We start from the raw sequence: 21,414 nt of genomic DNA, 5'->3' as shown, positions 1-21,414 counted from the left end.
TTCGTTACAGAAAATATATTTCTGTCAAGATTATTTCGTAGACCCCATTCGGGCACCCCGATAAATTTTCGCCATGCACAGCACCCAGGCTTCCCAACCCATCGTCAAGGACATCCTGCAGGCACGCCATGCCACCCTGACACTGGCAGAGCGGCAAGTGGTCAGCGCCCTTTTGCAGGACTACCCGGTGGCCGGGCTGCAATCGATCACCGAACTGGCGGACACGGCCAAGGTTTCCTCGCCAACGGTGGTGCGGCTGGCCCGCAAACTGGGGTTCGACGGGTTCACCGGGCTGCAAGACGCGCTGCGTCGCGAAATCTCCGAACAGATCCGAAAACCGGCGTCCAAGCTGGATCGTGCCCAACGGGACCATGGCGACAGCCACACCCTGTTTCGCTTCGCCGAAGCCGCGGTGCGCAACCTGCAAGGCACGCTGGACCGGATCGACACCGAGGCTTTCGACACCGTCGCGACCCTTCTGGCCGACACCGACCGCCCGGTCTATCTGGAAGGCGGGCGCATCACCCGGTCGGTGGCCGATCACCTCTACAATCACCTGCAGATCATCCGGCCCGGCGTCACCACGCTGGGGCGCGTCCCGGCTGTCTGGCCGCAATACCTGCTGGACATGGACGCCGCCGCCATCCTGATCCTCTTCGACATCCGCCGCTACGAAAGCGACCTGTCGAAACTGGCCCGCCTGGGCCGCGAAAGCGGCGCCACCCTCGTGCTCTTCACCGACCAGTGGAATTCGCCCATCGCCCGCCACGCCGATCACGTCTTCAGCACCATGGTCGAGGCACCTTCGGGCTGGGACTCCACCCTGTCGCTGCAACTGCTGGTCGAGGCGCTGGTGGCGCAGGTTCAAACCCGGCTGCCCAACCAGGGCCGGGACCGGATCGAGCGGCTGGAAAGCATGTTCACGGAAACCCGCCTGTTCCGGGACTTCAACTGATCGCGCAGCGCCACTTCTTCTTGGCCGAAATACTCCGGGGTGAATGGGCCGCAGGCCCAGAGGGGCAGCGCCCCTAACCGGCCCAGGGCGCGGGCCGCTTGTCCAGAAACGCCGCGATCCCCGCCGCGGCCTCTGCCGTTTCCCAGGTGTCGGCCAATGCGGTGATACTTGTGTCGATCGCCGCCGCATCGATGGGCGGCCCAAGCTTGCGCAACAGGGCTTTTGCGGCCCCCACGGCGCCCATCGCGGTTTTCAGATAGGGCGCGATCTCGGCCTCGATCGCCGCAGGCATCGCATCCGCCGCGACCACGCGTGCCACAAGGCCCAGGTCGCGCGCTTCGGCGGCGTCGAAGATCCGGGCCGACATGAACACGCGCCGCGCCATGCCCTCGCCCAACCGTGCGGCCACATAGGGGCCGATGGTGGCGGGGATCAGGCCCAGGCGGGTTTCAGTCAGCCCAAACGCCGTGTCCGGGTCGGCCAGTACAACGTCGCAGATGCAGGCCATCCCGACGCCCCCACCGAAGGCGCCGCCGTGCAACTGCCCGATCAGGGGCTTCGGCATGTCGTTCAACGCCTTCAGCATCCCGGCCAGCTTGCGCGCCTCGGACATGCGTCCCGAGCGATCGGACTCGATTTGCGCCTTCATCCACTCCAGATCGCCGCCCGCACAGAAGTGACTGCCGGCCCCGCGCAGCACCACCACGCGGGTCGTACGATCGTCCCGCATCGCTTCGGCGAAAGCCGTCAGCTCTGCGATCATCTTCGCCGACAAGGCGTTGCGCTTCTCGGGGCGGTTCAGGATCAGGGTGGTGACGCCACGGGCGTCGGTCTGGATGTCGAGGGTATCAAAGCTCATCCGGAGTCTCCGCGCAGGGATGTGGCAAAGGCGGCGCATTGGGCCAGCTTGTCTGGGTCTATGCCGGTGGCATGGCCGCGCCCGTGCAACAGGTCGACCACGGCCTCGGTGGCCACGTTGCCACGCGCCCCCGGCGCATAGGGACAGCCGCCAAGCCCCCCCACCGCCGCATCGAACACCCGCAGCCCGTGACCGAGGCTGACCTCGATATTGGCCAATGCCCTGCCCTTGGTGTCGTGGAAATGCCCGGCCAGATGCCGGGCCGGCACCGCCCCTGTCACCGCGCTCAGCATCGCATCCACGGTGTCCGGCGTGCCCGCGCCGATGGTGTCGCCCAACGAGATCTCGTAGCAGCCCATGTCGCGGAGCGCCTTGGCCACATGGGCCACCTGTGCCGGGGCGGTTGGCCCGTCGAACGGGCAATCGGTCACGCAGGAGACATAGCCGCGCACCGGCACGCCTTCCGCGCGGGCCGCCGCCAGCACCGGGGCAAAGCGTTCAAGGCTCTCGGCGATGGAACAGTTGATGTTGGCCCGGCTGAACCCTTCCGAGGCCGAGGCAAAGACCGCGACCTCATCGGCGCGGGCCGCCAACGCGCCCTGAAAGCCCTTCAGGTTCGGGGTCAGCGCCGCGTAGGACACACCGGGGCGGCGGGTGATCCCGGCCAGAACCTGCGCCGCATCGGCCATCTGCGGCACCCATTTCGGCGAGACGAAACTGGTCACCTCGATCTTGCGCAGCCCGCAATCCGACAGCAGATCGACCAGCGCGATCTTGTCGGCGGTGGCGATGCTGGCCTGTTCGTTCTGCAACCCGTCGCGCGGGCCCATCTCGAAGATCGTGACTGGATCAGCCATCGCCCGGCTCCAGCACCAACAGCACCGCGCCATCGGTGACCTGATCGCCCTCGGCCACCAGAACCTCCTGCACCGTGCCGTCGCGCGGGGCGGTCAGCGTGTGTTCCATCTTCATCGCTTCCAGCACGAACAGCGGGTCGCCCTGCGTCACCGCCGCGCCCGGCCTGGCCGCCACCAGTTTCACAAGCCCCGGCATCGGGGCGGAAATCAGGTCGCCGCCGGCCTCGGTATCCTCGATGTCGGCCAGGCTGTCGGGCAGGCCAAAGGCGTAGGCCTGGCCATCATGGAACAGCGTCAGCGTGCTGCCATTGCGCACAAGATCCAGCAGGCTGGCATGGCCATCGGTCTGCACCGCCAGCCGTCCATCCGGCCGGCGCGCGACCTGCAATGTCTGTCCGCCATCGCCCAGGTTGACCCGGAACCGCCCGCCGCCAAGGGCGCGCACCTGCGCGGCAATTTCCTGCCCGCCGTGTTCCAGCGTGACGTAAAGCTTGGCGTCGCTCCAGTGCCGCCAGCCCGACAGGCGGTCCCAGGGATCGGGGCCGCTGCGGTCTTCCAGCAGGCCAAGGGCGGCCAGCGCCGCAACCGAGGCCACATGCGGTGCCGGATCGGGCTGGGCCACCAGCGCCGCCTGATCCCGCGCGATCAGCCCGGTTTCCACGTCGCCCGCCACGAAAGACGGGTTGCGGGTCAGCGCGGTCAGGAACGCCAGGTTGGTGGTGGTGCCCGTCACCTGCGTATCCATCAGCGCCGCGCGCAACTGGCCGATGGCCGCACCGCGCGTCGGCGCATGGACGATGACCTTGGCGATCATCGGATCGTACCACGGCGAGATCTCGTCGCCCTGCCGCACACCGCTGTCGATGCGCAGGGCCCCGGGGCCAAAGCGCGCGCCGTCGGGAAACCGCAGGTGATCCAGCGTGCCGGTCGCGGGCAGGAACCCCTTGGCCGGATCTTCGGCATAGAGCCGCGCCTCCATCGCCCAGCCATTGATCTTCAGATCCGCCTGTGTGACCGGCAGCGGCTCTCCGGCAGCGACGCGCAGTTGCAACTCGACGAAATCAAGGCCGGTGATCGCTTCCGACACCGGGTGTTCCACTTGCAGGCGGGTGTTCATCTCCATGAACCAGAACCCGTCGGCGCGCAGACCCTTCGACCCGTCTGCGATGAATTCCACCGTGCCCGCGCCCTCATAGCCGATGGCCCGGGCGGCCTCGACCGCGGCGCGGCCCATGGCGGCGCGCACGTCGTCGGGCATGCCGGGGGCCGGGGCTTCCTCGATCACCTTCTGGTGGCGGCGCTGCAAGGAACAGTCGCGTTCGAACAGATGCACCACGTTGCCATGGCCATCTGCGAAGACCTGAATCTCGACGTGGCGCGGATGGGTGATGTATTTCTCGATCAGCACGCCGGGATCGCCGAAACTGGCCTGCCCTTCACGCTGCGCCCCGGCCAGCGCCTCGGCGAACCCGGCGGGCGTTTCGACCAGCCGCATCCCCTTGCCGCCGCCGCCCGCGCGCGCCTTGATGAGCACCGGGTAGCCGATCTTGTCGGCCTGATCGGCCAGAAACTGCGGATCCTGTTCGGACCCGTGATAGCCGGGCACCACGGGCACGCCGGCGTCCTCCATCGCGGCCTTGGCGGCATCCTTCAGACCCATGGCGCGGATGGCATCGGCGGGCGGGCCGATGAAGGTCAGCCCGGCGGCCTCGACCGCATCGACAAAACCGGGGTTCTCGGACAGGAAGCCATAGCCGGGGTGGATCGCCTCGGCCCCGGTACGCCTTGCGGCCTCAAGAATGCGGTCGGCGCGCAGATAGCTGTCGGCAGCGGCGGCCGGGCCGATGTGGACCGCCTCGTCGGCCAGTTCCACATGGGCAGCATTGGCGTCTGCGTCGGAATAGACGGCGACGGTGCGCACCCCCAGCCGCCGCGCGGTGGTGATGACGCGCGCCGCGATTTCGCCGCGGTTGGCGATCAGGATCTTGGTGAACATCGCTCAACTCTCCCCGGATTGCAGATCTTCGACCAGCCTGAACCGCTCGCACACAAGCATCATGTCGGCGGCATAGCCGCCATGGCGCGCGAAATAGGCCCGGTGATCGGCGGCCCAGCCCTCGCGCGTGTCGTTTTCCCCTTCGGCCAGGGCGAAGGCCTCGGGCACATCGCAAAAGCGCATGATCTTGACCGAGACGGTTTCGATCACCAGCGCCGGGGTGCCGTCCCAGTTCAGCGCGATGTCGCGCCGCCCGGCCTCGGGCATCGCCTCGCCGCCCGGGCCGAAGTCGCGCAGGGCGCCGCAGGTCGCCGTCTTGCGCCCCCTGCGCACCAGGTCCAGAAGCTGCGCCGACAGGGCGGGTCCGTCCCCGAACTTGAAGGTCTCGGCCCCCGGATAGCGCTGTTTCACGTCGTCCAATGTCATCGGCTACATCCTGTAGAGCGCAAAGCGCGCGTCCGGGATCGGCGCGTTCAGCGCCGCCGACAGGCTGAGCGCCAGCACATCGCGGCTCTTGCGCGGATCGATGATGCCGTCATCCCACAGCCGCGCCGAGGCATAGAGCGGGTGGCTCTGTTCCTCGAACATCTCGATGGTGGGACGCTTGAAGGCGGCTTCTTCCTCGGCGCTCCAGCTCTCGCCCTTGCGCTCGATGGCCTCGCGGCGCACCGTCGCCAACACCCCGGCGGCCTGCTCGCCGCCCATGACCGAGATGCGCGAATTGGGCCAGGTCCACAGAAAGCGCGGAGAATAGGCGCGCCCGCACATGCCGTAGTTGCCCGCGCCGAACGATCCGCCCACCAACATGGTGATCTTGGGCACCTGCGTCGTCGCTACCGCCGTCACCAGCTTGGCTCCGTCGCGCGCGATGCCGCCGCTTTCATAGGCGCGGCCCACCATGAAACCGGTGATGTTCTGCAGGAACACCAACGGGATGCCGCGCTGCGAGCACAGTTCCACGAAATGCGCGCCCTTCACGGCGCTTTCGGAAAACAGCACGCCGTTGTTGGCGACGATCCCCACCGGCATTCCCATCACATGGGCAAAGCCGCAGACCAGCGTGGTGCCGTAGCGCGCCTTGAACTCGTCAAAGCGCGAGCCATCCACCAGCCGCGCGATGACCTCGCGGATGTCATAGGGGGTCTTCAGATCGGCAGGCACGACGCCCAGCATCTCGGCCGGATCATAGGCCGGATCCTCGGGCGTGCGCAGGTCCAGCGTCTGTGTCTTGGTCCGGTTCAGGTTGGCCACGGCGCGCCGGGCCAGCGCCAGCGCATGGGCATCGTCACGGGCCAGATAGTCGGCCACGCCCGACAGCCGGGTGTGCACGTCGCCGCCGCCCAGATCCTCGGCACTCACCACCTCTCCGGTGGCGGCCTTGACCAGTGGCGGACCGGCCAGAAAGATCGTGCCCTGATCCTTCACGATGATCGTCACGTCGGACATGGCAGGCACATAGGCCCCCCCGGCGGTGCACGATCCCATGACCACGGCGATCTGCGGGATGCCCTTGGCCGACATGTTGGCCTGGTTGAAGAAGATGCGCCCGAAATGGTCGCGATCGGGGAACACCTCGTCCTGGTTGGGCAGATTGGCGCCGCCGCTGTCCACCAGATAGACGCACGGCAGGTTGTTCTGCTCGGCGATCTCCTGCGCGCGCAGGTGCTTTTTCACCGTCATCGGGTAATAGGTGCCGCCCTTCACGGTGGCATCGTTGCAGATGACCATGACCTCGCGGCCCTCGACCCGGCCAATGCCCGCCACCGCCCCGCCGCAAGGCGAGGCCCCGTCATAAAGCCCATGCGCCGCGAACAACCCGACCTCAAGGAAGGGGGAGCCCGGATCCAGCAGCCGCGACACCCGTTCACGCGGCAGGATCTTGCCGCGCGACAGATGGCGTTCGCGGGCCTTCTCGCCGCCGCCGGCCATGGCGACCTGTGCGGCCTCGGCGATGCGATCCATCGCCGCCTGATGTGCCGTCCGGTTGGCCGCGAAGGTTTCCGACCCGGTGCGGATCTGACTGGTCAGTTTCATGAGGCCTCTCCCGACAAAAGCTGCCGCGCCATCAGCCAGCGCTGGCGGTAGGCATATCGCGCGGCGCGCGCCACATCGGCCTGAAAACTGGCATTGACGGTGGCCGCCACCGCGCCGCCCAGTACCGGCACGACCTGTCCCGCCTTGCGCCCGGCCAGCGATACCCCAAGGGCGCGGGCCACACGTTCGGCCACCTTGTCGGTGACCCAGCCGCCGGTCTTTTCCAGCACCAGCCGCCCCTCGGGCGAGGCCAGATGCCGGGCCAGCGTGTTGAGGTTGTCCAGCGTCTCGCGCCGTTTGTCGCCGGCCTGCACGGTGGCCACTTCCAGCACCATCAGCCGGAACAGACGTTCGTCTTCGTTACTGCCGTCCAGCCCATAGGAAATGCCGGTCGCCCGGACATTGCGCGCGGCCAGCGTCAGCGTGGCCGGAATATCGGCGGTCATGCCCGCCATGCCGAAGAAGCCCGCGACCCCGCCCGAGGCGGCGTTCATCCCCTGCGCCCAGGCCTGCACCTTCAAGGCTGTCGCCTCGCAGGCGGCCAGATCGGCGCTGTCATGGTCGAACAGGAAGTTCGGCACCGTGGCCCCCGCCGCCCGATCCGCCAGATCCAGCGCGCGGCGCACCGCCGAGGCCGGGATCGCCCTGCCGATCAGGCTACCCAGGGGCGCAGTGAGCCGTTCGGCCCCCTGCCCCATCCGGGTCGCCCGCGCATCCTCATAGGCGCGCTGTTCGTTCAGAACACGGGTGATGGCATCGGTCAGGGTCTGGGTTGTGCCGTGGGCCACCGGTTTGCTCACCCCATGGCTCCCATCAATTCGCGCCCGATCAGCATCCGGCGGATTTCACTGGTACCGGCCCCGATCTCCATCAGCTTGGCATCGCGGAACATACGGCTGACGACGCTGTCGTTCAGGAAACCGGCGCCGCCCATGGCCTGCACCGCCTGATGCGCCACCTTCATGCCTTCTTCGGACGCATAGAGCACACAGCCCGCCGCATCCTGCCGGGTGACCTCGCCCCGGTCACAGGCCTTGGCGACCTCATAGGCATAGGCGCGCGAGGTGTTCAGCGCGACATACATGTCGGCGATCTTGCCCTGCATCAACTGGAAGTCGCCCACCGGCTGACCGAACTGCTTGCGGTCGCGCATGTAGGGCATGACCTCGTCCATGCAGCCGGCCATGATGCCGATGTTCACGCCCGACAGCACGACCCGTTCGAAGTCCAGCCCCGACATCAGCACGCGCACGCCCTTGCCCTCGGTGCCCAGCACGTTCTCGAAGGGCACCTCGACGTTGTCGAAAATCAACTCGGCGGTGTTGGAGCCGCGCATCCCCAGCTTGTCGAAATGCGGCGAGGTCGAAAAGCCGGTCATCGACTTCTCGATGATGAACGCGGTGATGCCTTTCGAGCCCGCTTCGGGATCGGTCTTGGCATAGACCACCAGCGTGTCGGCGTCCGGCCCGTTGGTGATCCAGTACTTGGAGCCGTTCAGCGTGTAGTAGCCGTTCTTCTTCTCGGCGCGCAGCTTCATGCCCACCACGTCGGACCCGGCCCCGGCCTCGGACATGGCCAGCGCGCCCACGGTCTCCCCGGAAATCAGCCCCGGCAGGTATTTTGCCTTCTGATCGGGGGTGGCGTTCAGCTTGATCTGGTTCACGCACAGGTTCGAATGCGCCCCGTAGCTGAGCGAGATCGACGCCGACACCCGCGCCAGTTCCTCGACCACGATCAGATGCGCCAGATAGCCCATGCCGGACCCGCCATCGGCCTCGGGCACGGTGATGCCCAGCAGGCCCAATTCGCCCATCTCGGTCCAAAGCTCGTTCGGAAAGGTGTTGTCGCGGTCGGTGGCCGCGGCCAACGGCTTGACGCGCTCTTGTGCCCAACGGTGGACCATGTCGCGCAGCGCGGCGATATCCTCGCCCAGATCGAAACTCATGCTTGCGGTGAACATGCCGCTCCCTCCCCTTGGCGGCCGTTCGCCGGACGCTTCCTCTGATTTAATTGTACGCTTGTTTAATTCTTGGGATCAAGTCCCAAACGCACGCGCGGCATCGCATCACCGCGCGCCGCTCCGCTGGTTGGGGAATGGAAATTGCGCCTAGCGTCCGGCCAGCAGGGCCTCGATCTCGGCCCGGTCCGGCATCGACCGCGCGGCCCCGGGACGGGTGACCGAGACACCGGCGGTGGCGACGCCGAACCGCGCGGCCTCTTCTGCCCCGGCGCCGCCAGCAAGGGCCGTGGCAAAGCCGCCGTTAAAGGCATCGCCTGCGCCGGTGGTTTCCACCACGGGACCGGCGGTGATGGCGGGGATGTGCAGGCTGCGATCCCGCCCGTGCAGCAGAACACCGTTTTCGCCCAGCGTGACCACGACCCGGCCGACGCCCTTTTCCAACAACGCCTCGGCTGCCTTGCGCGCATCCTCGACGCTGTGCACGGCGATGCCGGTCAGCCCTTCGGCCTCGGATTCGTTGGGGGTCAGGTAGTCGCACAACGCCAGCATGTCGTCAGGCAGGGAGGCCGCGGGCGCCGGGTTCAGGATCGTCACCGCCCCGGCCTCGCGCGCCAGTTCCAGCGCCCGATAGGCGGCATCAAGCGGCTGCTCCAACTGCGTCAACAGAACCGAGGCCTGCGCGATTTCATTGCCCCAGCCATCCACGTCGCCGGCCGAGATCGTCGCCGCCGCCCCCGGCGCCACGATGATCGCATTGTTGCCCGAGGATTCCTCGACATAGATGAACGCGGCCCCGGTATAAGATTCGGCGCTTTGACTGATGACCGGTGTGACGCCTGCCCCGGTCCAGACCCCCAGCGCCATTTCGGCAAAGTCATCCTGCCCCAGCTTGGTCAGCATCCGCACGTCGCCCCCGGCCCGTGCCGCCGCCACCGCCTGGTTGGACCCCTTGCCGCCGGGGCCCAGCACGAAGCTGTTGCCCAGGATCGTTTCCCCCAGCCGGGGCATCCGTTCTGCCCGATAGGTCGTATCCGCCACGAATATTCCCAGAACCACAACGCGCGCCGTCATGCCGACCTCCCTGATCCGATCATTCCGGGCCAGCCTTGCGCAAACAACGCCCGCCCGCAACTGCAACGGCCTATGCGCCTGCGGCATTCCGGGTTTGCGCTAGCATTCATTGTGCAGGTGCAGCATTCGCCTATATTCGTATGCAGAGGCAGACAGTGCTGCCCCGACAAACAATTATGAAAGGTCACACCCATGGCTTTTACCGCAGACATCCGCACGTATGAGAACTCCATCGTCAACCGCATCGAACGCGCCCTCGACGCGTTCCGGGCCCATCGCACCCGCCGGGCAACCTATCGCGTGACGATCAACGAACTGTCGGTTCTCAGCGACCGCGATCTGAACGACCTGGGCCTTTCGCGCTCGGACATCCCTGCCGTGGCTCGTGAAGCCGCAGGCATGAAGTAAGACCCCCTCTTCGCGCAGGCCCCTGACCATTTGGGGGCCGGCGCGCCACAGGCCCTGCGGACCATGCCCAATGGGGCTGCGTCCAGCAGGTTACGGCTTTCTACCGTTCTATCAATCACATACCCGGAAAGCGCGCCCGAACCATCGGCCCTAGCGCTGCGCCGTCTGCCACTCTGGATGAATCCACGGCCTGGCATTGGACGCCGCCAACATGCCTTTTCCCAGAATGTGATCCGCCGCTTTCTCACCCGTCATGATCGACGGCCCGTTCAGGTTCCCGTTGGGAATCCGCGGGAAGATCGAACTGTCGGCCACGCGCAACCTGTCCACCCCGATCACCCGGCACGCCGGATCGACAACCACCTTCGGGTCGTCGGCGCGTCCCATGCGACAAGTGCCGCAGGGATGATAGGCGCTTTCCACATGCTCGCGCAGGAACCCGTCCAACTCGTCATCGCTCTGCAACGCCGCACCCGGTTGAATTTCGTGCTTCACGAAGGGCTTGAACGCCTCTTGCGCAAAGATCTCGCGGGTCAGGCGGATGCAGGTGCGGAAATCCTGCCAATCCTCGGGCGTGCTCATGTAGTTGAACAAGATTCGCGGCGCGGCCGCCGGATCCGATGACCCCAAGGTGATCTCGCCGCGCGAGGCCGAGCGCATCGGCCCAACATGGGCCTGAAATCCATGTCCTTCCGCCGCCGCCTGCCCGTCATAGCGCACGGCGATGGGCAGGAAATGGTACTGGATGTCGGGATAACGCACCCCGGCCCTGGATCGGATGAAGGCCGCGCTTTCAAACTGGTTCGACGCGCCAAGTCCGGTTCGGGTGAACAGCCATTGCGCGCCGATCATCGCCTTGCCCCACAGGTTCCAATGCTTGAACAGGGTAACAGGCTGGCTTGCCGCCATTTGCAGGTAGATCTCAAGGTGATCCTGCAGGTTCTGGCCAACGCCGGGCCGATCCGCCACCACCGCGATCCCATGCGCGGCCAGATGCGCCGCCGGGCCGATGCCCGACAGCATCAACAGTTTCGGCGAATTGATCGACGAGGCCGCAAGGATCACCTCGCGCTGTGCGCCGATGACCTCAATCTTTCCTCCCCGGTCGATCTCGACCCCTACGGCGCGCCCGGCCTCGACCACCACCCGGCGCGCCAGACCGCGCACCAGATCGCAATTGGGCCGTTTCAGCGCCGGTTTCAGATAGGCATTGGCCGCCGACCAACGCTGGCCCTTCCAGACCGTCTGCTCCATCGGGCCGAAACCTTCTTGCTGGCGCCCGTTGTAATCGTCGGTGACCTGATAGCCCGCCTGCCGCCCGGCCTCGACAAAGGCCGTATGCAAAGGGTTGTCGCGGGGTCCACGCGTGACATGCAGCGGCCCGCCCTGCCCGCGCCAGCCCGCGTCGCCGCCCTGACCGCGGTCGTGCCAGTCTTCCATGCGTTTGAAATAGGGCAGCACATCGGCATAGGCCCAGCCCTCGGCCCCGCTGTCGGCCCAATGGTCATAGTCCCCGGCATGGCCGCGCACATAGACCATCCCGTTGATCGACGACGATCCGCCGATGACCTTGCCGCGCGGGGTGACCAGCCGCCGCCCGCCCAGGTGCGGTTCAGGCTCGGTCTTGAACCCCCAGTCATAGCGCGACATGTTCATCGGATAGCTCAGCGCGGCGGGCATCTGGATCAGCGGCCCGGCATCGGTGCCGCCATGTTCGATGACCAGAACCGAGGCCCCGGCCTCGGACAGCCGGTAGGCCATGGCACAGCCTGCCGATCCGGCCCCGACGATCACGTAATCCGCTTGCATGGCAGGCTCCTCAGTACGGGGCTTCGACATCGCCCATGCCGACATAGACGGTCTTGAGCTGCGAATAGTGCTCGATCGCGGCCTTGGCGTTCTCGCGCCCGACACCGCTGGCCTTGACGCCGCCGAAGGGCATCTCCACCGGCGTCAGGTTGTAGGTATTGATCCAGCAGGTGCCGGCCTCGAACCCTGCCGCAACGCGATGCGCGCGGGCCAGATCGCGGGTGAAAACCCCTGCCGCCAGCCCAAAGGCGGTGGCATTGGCGCGGGCCAGAACCTCGGCCTCCTCCTCGAAATCCAGCACCGACAGCACCGGGCCGAAAATCTCCTCGCGGGCGATGGCCATCGCGTCGGTCACATCGGCAAAGATCGTCGGCGCAATGTAACAGCCGGGACGGTCCAGCCGCGTTCCGCCCAGCACCAGCCGCGCGCCTTCGGACACGCCCCTGGCGATATAGTCCAGCACGATCTGCCCCTGCGCCTCGGTCGCCATGGGGCCGAAATTGGTGGCCTCATCCAGCGGATCGCCGATCACCGCCGTGCCGACTCGGGCGGCGAGTCGGTCCAGAAACGCCTCTTTCACCCCCTTGTGCACGAACACGCGGGTGCCGTTTGAACAGATCTGGCCCGAGGAATAGAAATTCGCATTGATCGTGGCGCTGACGGCGTTTTCCAGATCCGCATCGTCGAAGATCACCAGCGGAGATTTCCCCCCCAGTTCCATCGTCACATGCTTGATCCCCGCCGCAGCAGCCGCATAGACCTTTCGACCCGTGGGGACCGAGCCTGTGAGCGACACCTTGTCGACCCGCGTATCCCCCACCAGTGCGGCCCCCACCGCGCCCATGCCCTGCACCACGTTGAACACGCCGTCGGGCAGGCCTGCCTCGGTCAGGATTTCGGCCAGTTTCAGCGCCCCCAAAGGCGTGGTTTCCGATGGCTTGAAGATCATCACATTGCCGCAGGCCAGTGCCGGGGCGGCCTTCCAGCAGGCGATCTGGGTGGGATAGTTCCAGGCGCCGATGCCGACGCAGATCCCCATCGGCTCGCGGATCGTATAGGCGAAATCGCTGCCAAGCTGGATATGCTCGCCGGTCAGGCTGCCGGCCAGCCCGCCGAAGTATTCCAGCGCGTCGGCGCCGCTGGCGGCATCGGCCACCAACGTCTCCTGAAGCGGCTTGCCCGTGTCCAGCGTTTCCAGCACCGACAGGTCGCGGTTGCGGTCGCGGATCAGGTCGGCGGCGTGGCGCAGGATGCGGCCACGCTCGGTGCCGGTCATGGCGCGCCACGCCGGCAGGGCCGCCTGCGCTGCCGCAAGTGCTTGCTCCACCACGGCGGGTGTTGCCGCGTGCAGGGTCGCGATGGGGCTGCCATCGGCGGGATAGATCACCGCGATCGGATCGCCGGCGGTGTCCTCGACAAAGGCGCCGTTGATATAGTGGCTGGCACGGGGTTGGGCGGTCTGGGGCATCGGGTCACTCTCCGCGCGGGAAGCGCTGGTTTTCTTCGACTTTGTTCAGGTCCATGTGGTTGCGCATGAACCGTTCAGAGGCTTCTTGCAGGGGCTGGAAGTCCCACGGGAAATAGCGGCCGTTGCGCAGCGCCTCATAGACGATCCAGCGGCGGGCCTGGCTTTCGCGCACCTGCACATCGAATTGCGCCAGATCCCAGCGGTCGGCGGCCAGGTCGCGGAAATGGGCCAGGGTTCCGGCATGGGCCGGGTCATCGGCAAGGTTGGTCAGCTCGTGCGGGTCGGTGTCCAGATCGAACAACTGTTCGGGGTCCAGCACGCAGTTGGTGTATTTCCAGCGCCCCGAACGCAATGCGATCAGCGGCGCGTTCGAGGCTTCGGCGGCGTATTCCATCGCCACCGGCTTGCCGCGCACATCCCCCGGCCCGACTTGCGCCAAAGACACCCCTTCGACCCAGGGGGAGACCTCCTGCAGGTCCACGCCCGCCAACTCGCACAAGGTCGGCGTCACATCCAGCGTCGAGACCGGATCGTCCACCCGACCGACCGCCATGCCCGGTGCCGCGATCATCAGCGGCACCCGCGCCGAGCCTTCATAGAAGCACATCTTGAACCACAGCCCGCGCTCGCCCAGCATGTCGCCGTGGTCGGACACGAAGACGATCACCGCCTCTTGCCGGGTGGCCTCCAGCGCCCGCAGGATCTCGCCAATCTTGTGATCCAGATACGAGATGTTGGCGAAATAGGCGCGGCGCGACCGGGCGATATCCGTTTCCGTGATGTCGAAACTGCGCCAGTCGTTGGCGTCGAAGATGCGCTTGGAATGAGCGTCCTGATCGGCATAGGGCATGGCCGGGATCTGCGGCGCCAGATGGGCGCAGCCTTCGTACAGGTCCCAGTAGTCCTTGCGCGCCACGTAAGGATCATGCGGATGGGTGAAACTGACCGTCAGGCACCACGGGCGCGGATCATGGCCGCGCGCCAGATCGCGGATCTTGGCGGTGGCGTGGAAGGCGACCTCGTCGTCGTATTCCATCTGGTTGGAGGTCTCGGCCACCCCCGCTCCGGCCACCGACCCCATGTTGTGATACCACCAGTCGATCCGCTCGCCAGGCTTGCGGTAGTCCGGCGTCCAGCCGAAATCGGCAGGGTAGATGTCGGTGGTCAGGCGTTGCTCGAACCCGTGCAACTGGTCGGGGCCGACGAAATGCATCTTGCCCGACAGGCAGGTCTGGTACCCGGCCCGGCGCAGGTGATGGGCATAGGTCGGAATGTCCGAGGTGAACTCGGCGGCATTGTCATAGACCCGCGTCCGCGACGGCAGCAGACCCGACATGAAGCTGGCCCGTCCCGGCGCGCACAGGGGCGAAGCCGTATAGGCGTTGGCATAGCGGGTCGAGCGCGCCGCCAGCGCCTTGAGGTTCGGCGCGTGCAGCCAATCGGCGGGCCCGTCGGGAAGCAGCGTGCCGTTCAACTGGTCCACCATCAGGATCAGGATGTTGGGACGGGTCATGCGCGGGAACCGGCAGCGATGGCCAGATCAAGATAGGCCATGACATGGCGTACCGCCGCGTCGGCCAGCGGTCCGTCGGACTTCAGGGCCTGACGGATATACAGCCCGTCGATCAGGGCGCCGGTGGTCTCGGCGATCTCCTCGGCCTGCGCGCCGACAAGGGGGCGCAGATCGTGCACAAGATTGCTGTGCAACCGCCGCCGATAAAGCCGCAACAGCCGCAGGGTGGCGTCGGAATTCAGCGCGTGCACATAGAAGTTCAGCCAGGCCGCGACCACGCCAGGCCGGAAACTGGCCGGGGCGAAACAGGTTTGAACGATGGCCCGAAGCCGCGCCTGCGGATCGGTCTGCCCGGCCAACGCCTCCCGCGCCTCGGTGCCGAAATCGGTCAGAACGGTGCGCATGGCCGCCAGGAACAGCTTGTCCTTGCTGCCGAAATAGTGATGCGCCAGGGCACTGGACACCCCCGCCCGCCGGGCGATCTGGCTCATCGTCACCTCAAGCGACCCGGCCGCACCGATCTCGGCGATGGTGGCGGCCACCAGCGTCTGGCGGCGGATCGGCTCCATTCCCAGTTTTGGCATTTTCGACCTTACCTGTTGCAAAATTCATTCTTTCGGTTCTTAATTGACTCGTCAATCAATAAAACACAGGGAGTCCTCATGACCAAATTCCTGGCCAGCACGGCGTTGGCGCTGACCCTCACCGCCACCACCGCCGCCGCCGATTGCGGCGAAGTCAAATTTGCCGATGTCGGCTGGACCGACATCACCGCCACCACCGCGGCCACCACGGTGATCCTGGATGCGCTTGGGTATGAGACCGACGTGAAGGTCCTGTCGGTGCCGGTGACCTATACCTCGATGGCCAAGGGCGACATCGACGTGTTCCTGGGCAACTGGATGCCGACGATGGAAGCCGACATCGCGCCCTACCGCGAAGCAGGCACCGTCGACACCGTGCGCGAGAACCTTGAAGGCGCGAAATACACGCTGGCAACCAATGCCGCCGGCGCGGCGCTTGGCATCACCTCTTTCGCCTCTATCGCCGACCATGCCGACGCGCTGGATGACACCATCTATGGCATCGAGCCGGGCAATGACGGCAACCGCCTGATCATGGACATGTTCGCGGCCGACGCCTTTGGCCTGAAGGATTTCGAGGTCAAGGAAAGCTCGGAACAGGGGATGCTGGCGCAGGTGGCCCGCGCCACCCGCAAGGGCGATCCGGTGGTCTTCCTGGGCTGGGAACCGCATCCGATGAACGCCAACTTCGAGCTGACCTATCTGGAAGGCGGCGACGACTGGTTCGGCCCCGATTTTGGTGGCGCGACGGTCTATACCAACACCCGCGCCGGTTACGTGGACGAATGCCCGAATGTCGGCGCGCTGTTGAAGAACCTGAAGTTCACGCTGGCCATGGAAAACGAGATCATGGGCGCCATCCTGAACGATGGCGAAAATCCCGATGATGCGGCCGAAGCCTGGATGAAAGCCAATACCGACGTGGTGATGGGCTGGCTCGATGGCGTGACGACCAAGGATGGCGGCGACGCGCAGGCCGCGGTCGCGGCGGAACTGGCGGACTGACGATCCTGACCCTCCGGGTTCGCCCGGAGGGTTGAACCGAAAGGGGCGCCATGACCTGGCTGACTGACAACAAGATCCCGGTCGGAGACTGGGCGGAAGCCTTCTTTGACTGGTTGCAGGTGAATGGTGCCTGGGCTTTCGACGGGCTGGCCGAGGCCATGGAATGGCTGATCGAGGCGATCCTCTGGGTGCTGCAAACGCCGCATCCGCTGATCGTCGTCGCGGTGTTCGCGCTGGCGGCCTATGGGTTGCAGCGCAGCCTGAAGATCTCGGCCTTCGTGGTGCTGGGCTTCCTGTTCATCCTGAACCAGGGCTACTGGGAAGAAACCACCGAAAGCCTGACGCTGGTGCTGTCGGCCTGCGTGGTCTGCATGGGGGTCGGCGTGCCCATCGGCATCGCCGCCGCACACCGCCCGCACCTGTATCAGGCGATGCGGCCGGTGCTGGACCTGATGCAAACCCTGCCCACCTTCGTCTACCTGATCCCGGCGATCGTGTTTTTCGGCATCGGCATGGTGCCCGGCCTGATCGCCACGGTGATCTTCGTGTTGCCGGCACCGATCCGGCTGACGCAGCTGGGCGTGGCCTCGACCCCGAAACCGCTGCTTGAGGCCGCGCAGGCCTTCGGCGCCACCCCCTCGCAAACGCTGTGGAAGGTCGAATTGCCCTATGCGCTGCCGCAGATCATGACCGGGCTGAACCAGACCATCATGCTGTCGCTGTCGATGGTGGTGATCGCGGCGCTGGTCGGGGCCGACGGGCTGGGGGTTCCGGTGGTACGGGCCCTGAACCAGGTCAACACCGGGCTGGGCTTTGAAAGCGGCTTCATCATCGTGGTGGTGGCCATCCTGCTGGATCGGATGCTGAGGGTGCCGGATCAATGAGCGCTGCTGTCGAGTTCGACGATGTGAACATCGTTTTCGGGGATCGCCCCGACACCGCCCTGCCGCTGATGGATGCGGGCCAGTCCCGCCCCGAGATTCAAGAGCAGACCGGCCAGGTTCTGGGCGTCCACAACGCCAGCCTGTCGGTGGCCGAGGGCGAGATCCTTGTGCTGATGGGCCTGTCGGGCTCGGGCAAATCCACGCTTCTGCGCGCGGTCAACGGGCTGAACCCGGTGGTACGCGGCGAGGTGCGCGTCAATGACGGCGACCGCATGGTCTCGGTCACCCATGCCGATGCCCGCAGCCTGCGCCACATCCGCCAGCATCGCGTCGCCATGGTGTTCCAGCAATTCGGCCTGCTGCCCTGGCGCAGCGTCCGCGAAAACGCCGGTCTGGGTCTGGAACTGGCGGGCATGAGCCTCGCCGAACGCCGCCGCAAGATCGACGAACAGCTTGAACTTGTCGGGCTGTCGGACTGGGCCGAACACAAGGTGGGCGAGCTGTCGGGCGGGATGCAGCAGCGCGTCGGGCTGGCCCGCGCCTTTGCCACCGACGCGCCGATCCTGTTGATGGACGAGCCGTTTTCGGCGCTGGATCCGCTGATCCGCAGCCGCCTTCAGGACGAGCTGATCGAGCTTCAGGGGCGGCTCCGGCGCACCATCATCTTCGTCAGCCACGATCTGGACGAAGCCTTCAAGCTGGGCGATCGCATCGCCATCATGGAAGGCGGGCGGATCGTGCAATGCGGCACCCCGCGCGACATCTTCTCGGACCCGGCATCAGACTATGTGGCCGACTTCGTGGCCCATATGAATCCGCTGGGCGTGCTGACCGCCCGCGATGTGATGGGCCCGGCGGCCGCTTCGGATGCGCCGCGCATCGATCCTGAAACCACCGTCGCTGACGTGATGGCGCAACTGTCCGACGACGGTCAGATGCTGGTCGAGGAAAACGGCCAGATCATCGGCACCGTCACCGCCAAGACCGTGGTCGAACGCCTGAAGGGCTAGGCCCGGATTGCCGCAAATTTCAGCGCCCTGCGGCAAGGTCGATGACACTTTGACGACATTGCGCCCCAAGGACTGATTTCGATCAAGGTGCCGCTGCGTGCCATCTTATTTCTATGGGCCTGACGCGCTATGGCAAAGCGCAATCATTTCACGAGGCACCGATGGTCTCCCTCTCAGGCAAGACCGCGCCGGTCGCGGGGCGCGGCACAGATCTGTCCGGCGCTTGCAGCATCACACACGCAGCTGTCTTCGCGGCGCCGGCCGGTACATACGCACCTGGCCGACGCCAGCCGTCGCGTCGTCGGATGCGCCCGCTGGTCCTTGCCATATCGCGTGGCCAGCGCTCGTTCCGTCCCAAAGCTCCACGGGGAACCCACCCCGGAAAGGACACCTGATGAAGATCCTGCGCAACACGCCGTTTGCCCAGCTTTCCGTTGGCATGGAAGCCGAAACCCGCCGACTGTGCGTGGCCGATGATCTCTATGTCTTTGCCCATGCCTCGGGCAATTTCAATCCGTTGCACCTGGCCTCGGAAGACGGAGATGGCGATGGCCTGCCCGAGGCGGTGGCGCCGGGCGCCTGGGTCGGGTCGCTGATCTCGGCGGTGCTGGGCAACCAGTTGCCGGGGCCGGGTACTGTCTATCTCAGCCAGACCCATCGCTTCCTGGGCCGCGCCGTCGCCGGTGACGAACTGATCGCCAAGGTGCGGCTGACCGGCAAGGGCGATGGCAACCGGGTCACCTTCGACACCTGGGTCGAACTGCCCGACGGCACCCGCATTCTGGATGGCCAGGCCGAGGTGATTGCCCCGACAGGCGACATCAGCTTCGACTCCGCCGACATGCCCGGTCTCAGCGTGCGGCGGCACAAGCATTTCGACAAGCTGCTGGCCGAGGCCGAGCCGCTGGACCCGATGCCAACCGCCGTGGTTGCGCCAGAAGAAGCCAACTCGCTGGGCGGGGCGCTTCTGGCCCATGAGCACACCATCATTCAACCGATCCTGATTGGCGACAGCGTCAAGATCGCTGCCGCCGCGCAGGAGCTTGGTGCCGACATCTCGGGGCTTGAGGTGATCCATGTGGACACCCACCGCGATGCCGCCGCCCTGGGCGTGAAACTGGTCCTGGAGGGCAAGGTGCAGGCGTTGATGAAAGGCCACCTGCACACCGACGACCTGCTGCGGCAGGTGATGAAGCGTGAGGGCGGGCTGCGCATCGGACGCCGGCTGAGCCATATCTTCGTAATGGACGTGCCCGGCCTGGAACACCTGATGTTCGTCACCGATGCGGCGATCAACATCGCGCCGGATCTGGAAACCAAGGTCGACATCGTCCAGAACGCCATCGACCTTGCCCGCGCCCTGGGGATCGAGACCCCCAAGGTGGGCGTGCTGTCGGCAGTGGAAACGGTGACCACCAAGATCCCCTCGACACTGGATGCGGCGGTGCTGTCGAAAATGGCCGATCGCGGCCAGATCCGCGGCGGCATGGTGGACGGGCCGCTGGCCATGGACAATGCCATCGACATGGGGGCGGCGCGCACCAAGGGCATCAAGTCGATGGTCGCGGGCCGCGCCGAGATCCTGATCGCGCCGAACATGGAAAGCGGCAACATGCTGGCCAAGGAATTGACGTTCGTGGCCCACGCCGAGGCTGGCGGCATCGTTGTGGGCGCCCGCTGCCCGATCATCCTGACCTCGCGCTCGGATGACGACAAGGCGCGGCTGGCCTCCTGCGCCATCGCCGCGCTCTATGCAAAAAGGACTGCCCTGTGAGCCGTATTCTGACGCTGAATTCAGGTTCCTCCTCGATCAAGTTCGCGGTGTATGCGGTGGGCGATCCCCCTGTCGAGTTGGCCGAGGGAAAAGTGGATCGGCTCGGCTCGGACGCGGCCTCGCTGACGCTGGCTTGGCAGGGCACCCGGACGACGACCCCGATCGGCCAGGACGATCATCAGGGGGTGCTTCGGGCCATTCTGGAGGCCCTGCGCCCGGTCCTGTCCGGGGCCGAGGTGGCCGGTGTGGGCCATCGCATCGTGCATGGCGGCCCGCGGTTCGACGCCCCGGCCCTGCTGGATGACGACACGATGGCGTATCTGGAAGGGTTCGCGCCCTTTGCGCCGCTGCACCAGCCGTACAATCTGACGGCCGTGCGTGGCGCCCGGCTGGCGTTTCCCGGCGCGGTGCAACTGGGGTGTTTCGACACCGCCCTGCATCGCGGGCAGCCCTGGGTCAACGAGACCTTCGCCCTGCCCCGCCGTTTCTATGACGAAGGCGTGCGCCGCTACGGGTTTCACGGGATCAGCTACACCTATGTCGCCGGCGAACTGGCCCGTCTGGATCCCGTCGCGGCACGGGGCCGAACCGTTGTGGCGCATCTGGGCAATGGCGCCTCGATGTGCGCCCTGCGCGACGGGAAATCGGTGGATTCGACCATGGGGTTCTCGGCGCTGGAAGGGCTGGCCATGGGCACGCGCTGCGGTCAGCTTGATCCCGGTGTGGTGCTCTACCTGTTGCAACAGCGCGGCATGACGCCGGAAGCGGTGACCGACCTGTTGTACAAGCAAAGCGGGCTGAAGGGGCTGTCGGGTGTTTCCAACGACATGCGCGAACTGGAAGCCGCCGATACCGAGGCGTCGCGCGCCGCCATCGCCTATTTCGTCTCGCGCATCAGGCGCGAGCTGGGAGCCCTGGCTGCGGTTCTGGGCGGGCTGGATACGCTGGTGTTTACGGCCGGCATCGGTGAAAACTCGGCGCTGGTGCGGGCCCAGGCCTGTGCCGGGATGGACTGGCTGGGGATCACGCTGGATGCGGCGGCCAATGCGCAGTCGGCGCCCGTGATCTCGACCGGGCCGGTGACCGTGCGTGTCATCCCGACCGACGAGGAACTGGTCATTGCGCGGGCGGTGAATGCGCGGATTGATGGTTGACGGACGGGCCGCGGTTTTCTTGCCTCCGGCGGGAGTATTTGTGACAAGAAAAAGACCTGGAACCGGCCTGGCG

At 66.1% G+C, this 21,414-nt stretch carries 19 protein-coding genes; 7 read left to right on the top strand and 12 right to left on the bottom strand.

Features of this window, described 5'->3' with window-relative positions:
• Positions 1-73: 73 nt before the first annotated feature.
• Entirely contained in the window at positions 74-955 is an 882-nt protein-coding gene (locus H8B03_RS09485) for a MurR/RpiR family transcriptional regulator (protein WP_193141495.1), read from the top strand.
• Positions 956-1,028: 73 nt separating this feature from the next.
• Here H8B03_RS09485 and H8B03_RS09480 read toward each other — a convergent pair whose 3' ends face one another.
• The 8 genes from H8B03_RS09480 to rbsK all read right to left on the bottom strand — a co-directional run bounded on the left by H8B03_RS09480 (position 1,029) and on the right by rbsK (position 9,732).
• Positions 1,029-1,814, bottom strand: coding sequence for a crotonase/enoyl-CoA hydratase family protein (locus H8B03_RS09480; protein WP_193141494.1), 786 nt, complete (start codon positions 1,812-1,814; stop codon positions 1,029-1,031).
• Positions 1,811-2,671 carry a hydroxymethylglutaryl-CoA lyase gene (locus H8B03_RS09475; protein WP_193141493.1) on the bottom strand — a complete coding sequence of 287 codons (861 nt, stop codon included), beginning with the start codon at positions 2,669-2,671 and terminating at the stop codon, positions 1,811-1,813. The genes H8B03_RS09480 and H8B03_RS09475 overlap by 4 nt, the downstream gene beginning before the upstream one ends.
• The gene (locus H8B03_RS09470) at positions 2,664-4,667 is read right to left on the bottom strand and encodes an acetyl/propionyl/methylcrotonyl-CoA carboxylase subunit alpha (RefSeq protein ID WP_193141492.1); all 2,004 of its coding nucleotides are present in this window, start codon (positions 4,665-4,667) and stop codon (positions 2,664-2,666) included. Before H8B03_RS09470 ends, H8B03_RS09475 begins: the two co-directional genes overlap by 8 nt.
• A 3-nt stretch (positions 4,668-4,670) precedes the next feature.
• Positions 4,671-5,093, bottom strand: a complete 423-nt coding sequence (locus H8B03_RS09465) for an ASCH domain-containing protein (RefSeq protein WP_193141491.1) — start codon at positions 5,091-5,093, stop codon at positions 4,671-4,673.
• A 3-nt stretch (positions 5,094-5,096) separates the two neighbouring features.
• The gene (locus H8B03_RS09460; RefSeq protein ID WP_193141490.1) at positions 5,097-6,701 is read right to left on the bottom strand and encodes a carboxyl transferase domain-containing protein; all 1,605 of its coding nucleotides are present in this window, start codon (positions 6,699-6,701) and stop codon (positions 5,097-5,099) included.
• Positions 6,698-7,501, bottom strand: a complete 804-nt coding sequence (locus H8B03_RS09455; protein ID WP_193141489.1) for an EcsC family protein — start codon at positions 7,499-7,501, stop codon at positions 6,698-6,700. The genes H8B03_RS09460 and H8B03_RS09455 overlap by 4 nt, the downstream gene beginning before the upstream one ends.
• Entirely contained in the window at positions 7,498-8,661 is a 1,164-nt protein-coding gene (locus H8B03_RS09450) for an acyl-CoA dehydrogenase family protein (RefSeq protein ID WP_193141488.1), read from the bottom strand. Before H8B03_RS09450 ends, H8B03_RS09455 begins: the two co-directional genes overlap by 4 nt.
• 147 nt (positions 8,662-8,808) lie before the next feature.
• On the bottom strand, positions 8,809-9,732 hold the full coding sequence (rbsK, locus tag H8B03_RS09445) for a ribokinase (RefSeq protein ID WP_193141487.1): 924 nt from the start codon (positions 9,730-9,732) through the stop codon (positions 8,809-8,811).
• A gap of 192 nt (positions 9,733-9,924) precedes the next feature.
• On the opposite strand from rbsK, the gene H8B03_RS09440 reads away from it, so the two are divergent.
• Complete coding sequence (locus H8B03_RS09440; protein ID WP_193141486.1) at positions 9,925-10,140, top strand: DUF1127 domain-containing protein; 216 nt, start codon at positions 9,925-9,927, stop codon at positions 10,138-10,140.
• A 150-nt stretch (positions 10,141-10,290) separates the two neighbouring features.
• Here H8B03_RS09440 and betA read toward each other — a convergent pair whose 3' ends face one another.
• From betA to betI, 4 genes are read right to left on the bottom strand one after another with little or no spacing between them, the layout of a single operon-like run.
• Positions 10,291-11,949, bottom strand: coding sequence for a choline dehydrogenase (betA, locus tag H8B03_RS09435; protein WP_193141485.1), 1,659 nt, complete (start codon positions 11,947-11,949; stop codon positions 10,291-10,293).
• 10 nt (positions 11,950-11,959) lie between these two features.
• The gene (gene betB / locus H8B03_RS09430) at positions 11,960-13,417 is read right to left on the bottom strand and encodes a betaine-aldehyde dehydrogenase (RefSeq protein WP_193141484.1); all 1,458 of its coding nucleotides are present in this window, start codon (positions 13,415-13,417) and stop codon (positions 11,960-11,962) included.
• Between the two features lie 4 nt (positions 13,418-13,421).
• Entirely contained in the window at positions 13,422-14,930 is a 1,509-nt protein-coding gene (gene betC / locus H8B03_RS09425) for a choline-sulfatase (RefSeq protein WP_193141483.1), read from the bottom strand.
• Positions 14,927-15,514: a choline-responsive transcriptional repressor BetI gene (gene betI, locus H8B03_RS09420; protein ID WP_193141482.1), complete on the bottom strand. Its 588-nt coding sequence runs from the start codon at positions 15,512-15,514 to the stop codon at positions 14,927-14,929. The genes betC and betI overlap by 4 nt, the downstream gene beginning before the upstream one ends.
• A gap of 78 nt (positions 15,515-15,592) precedes the next feature.
• Between betI and choX the strand changes: the two genes are divergently transcribed.
• The 5 genes from choX (at position 15,593) to H8B03_RS09395 (ending at position 21,341) form a co-directional block, all read left to right on the top strand.
• On the top strand, positions 15,593-16,519 hold the full coding sequence (choX, locus tag H8B03_RS09415; protein ID WP_193141481.1) for a choline ABC transporter substrate-binding protein: 927 nt from the start codon (positions 15,593-15,595) through the stop codon (positions 16,517-16,519).
• Between the two features lie 50 nt (positions 16,520-16,569).
• A complete protein-coding gene (gene choW / locus H8B03_RS09410; RefSeq protein ID WP_193141480.1) occupies positions 16,570-17,403 on the top strand; it encodes a choline ABC transporter permease subunit in 834 nt (277 codons plus the stop codon).
• A complete protein-coding gene (gene choV, locus H8B03_RS09405) occupies positions 17,400-18,413 on the top strand; it encodes a choline ABC transporter ATP-binding protein (protein WP_193141479.1) in 1,014 nt (337 codons plus the stop codon). The genes choW and choV overlap by 4 nt, the downstream gene beginning before the upstream one ends.
• A gap of 394 nt (positions 18,414-18,807) precedes the next feature.
• Positions 18,808-20,187 (top strand): bifunctional enoyl-CoA hydratase/phosphate acetyltransferase, encoded by a 1,380-nt coding sequence (locus H8B03_RS09400; protein WP_193141478.1) that lies wholly within the window; start codon positions 18,808-18,810, stop codon positions 20,185-20,187.
• The gene (locus H8B03_RS09395; RefSeq protein ID WP_193141477.1) at positions 20,184-21,341 is read left to right on the top strand and encodes an acetate/propionate family kinase; all 1,158 of its coding nucleotides are present in this window, start codon (positions 20,184-20,186) and stop codon (positions 21,339-21,341) included. The genes H8B03_RS09400 and H8B03_RS09395 overlap by 4 nt, the downstream gene beginning before the upstream one ends.
• Positions 21,342-21,414: the final 73 nt, after the last annotated feature.

It is taken from the genome of Meridianimarinicoccus sp. MJW13 (assembly GCF_014901205.1).
GTDB lineage: Bacteria > Pseudomonadota > Alphaproteobacteria > Rhodobacterales > Rhodobacteraceae > Meridianimarinicoccus.
Note: the sequence above shows the minus strand (reverse complement) of the source record. Positions and strands in the feature narration are given on the sequence as shown.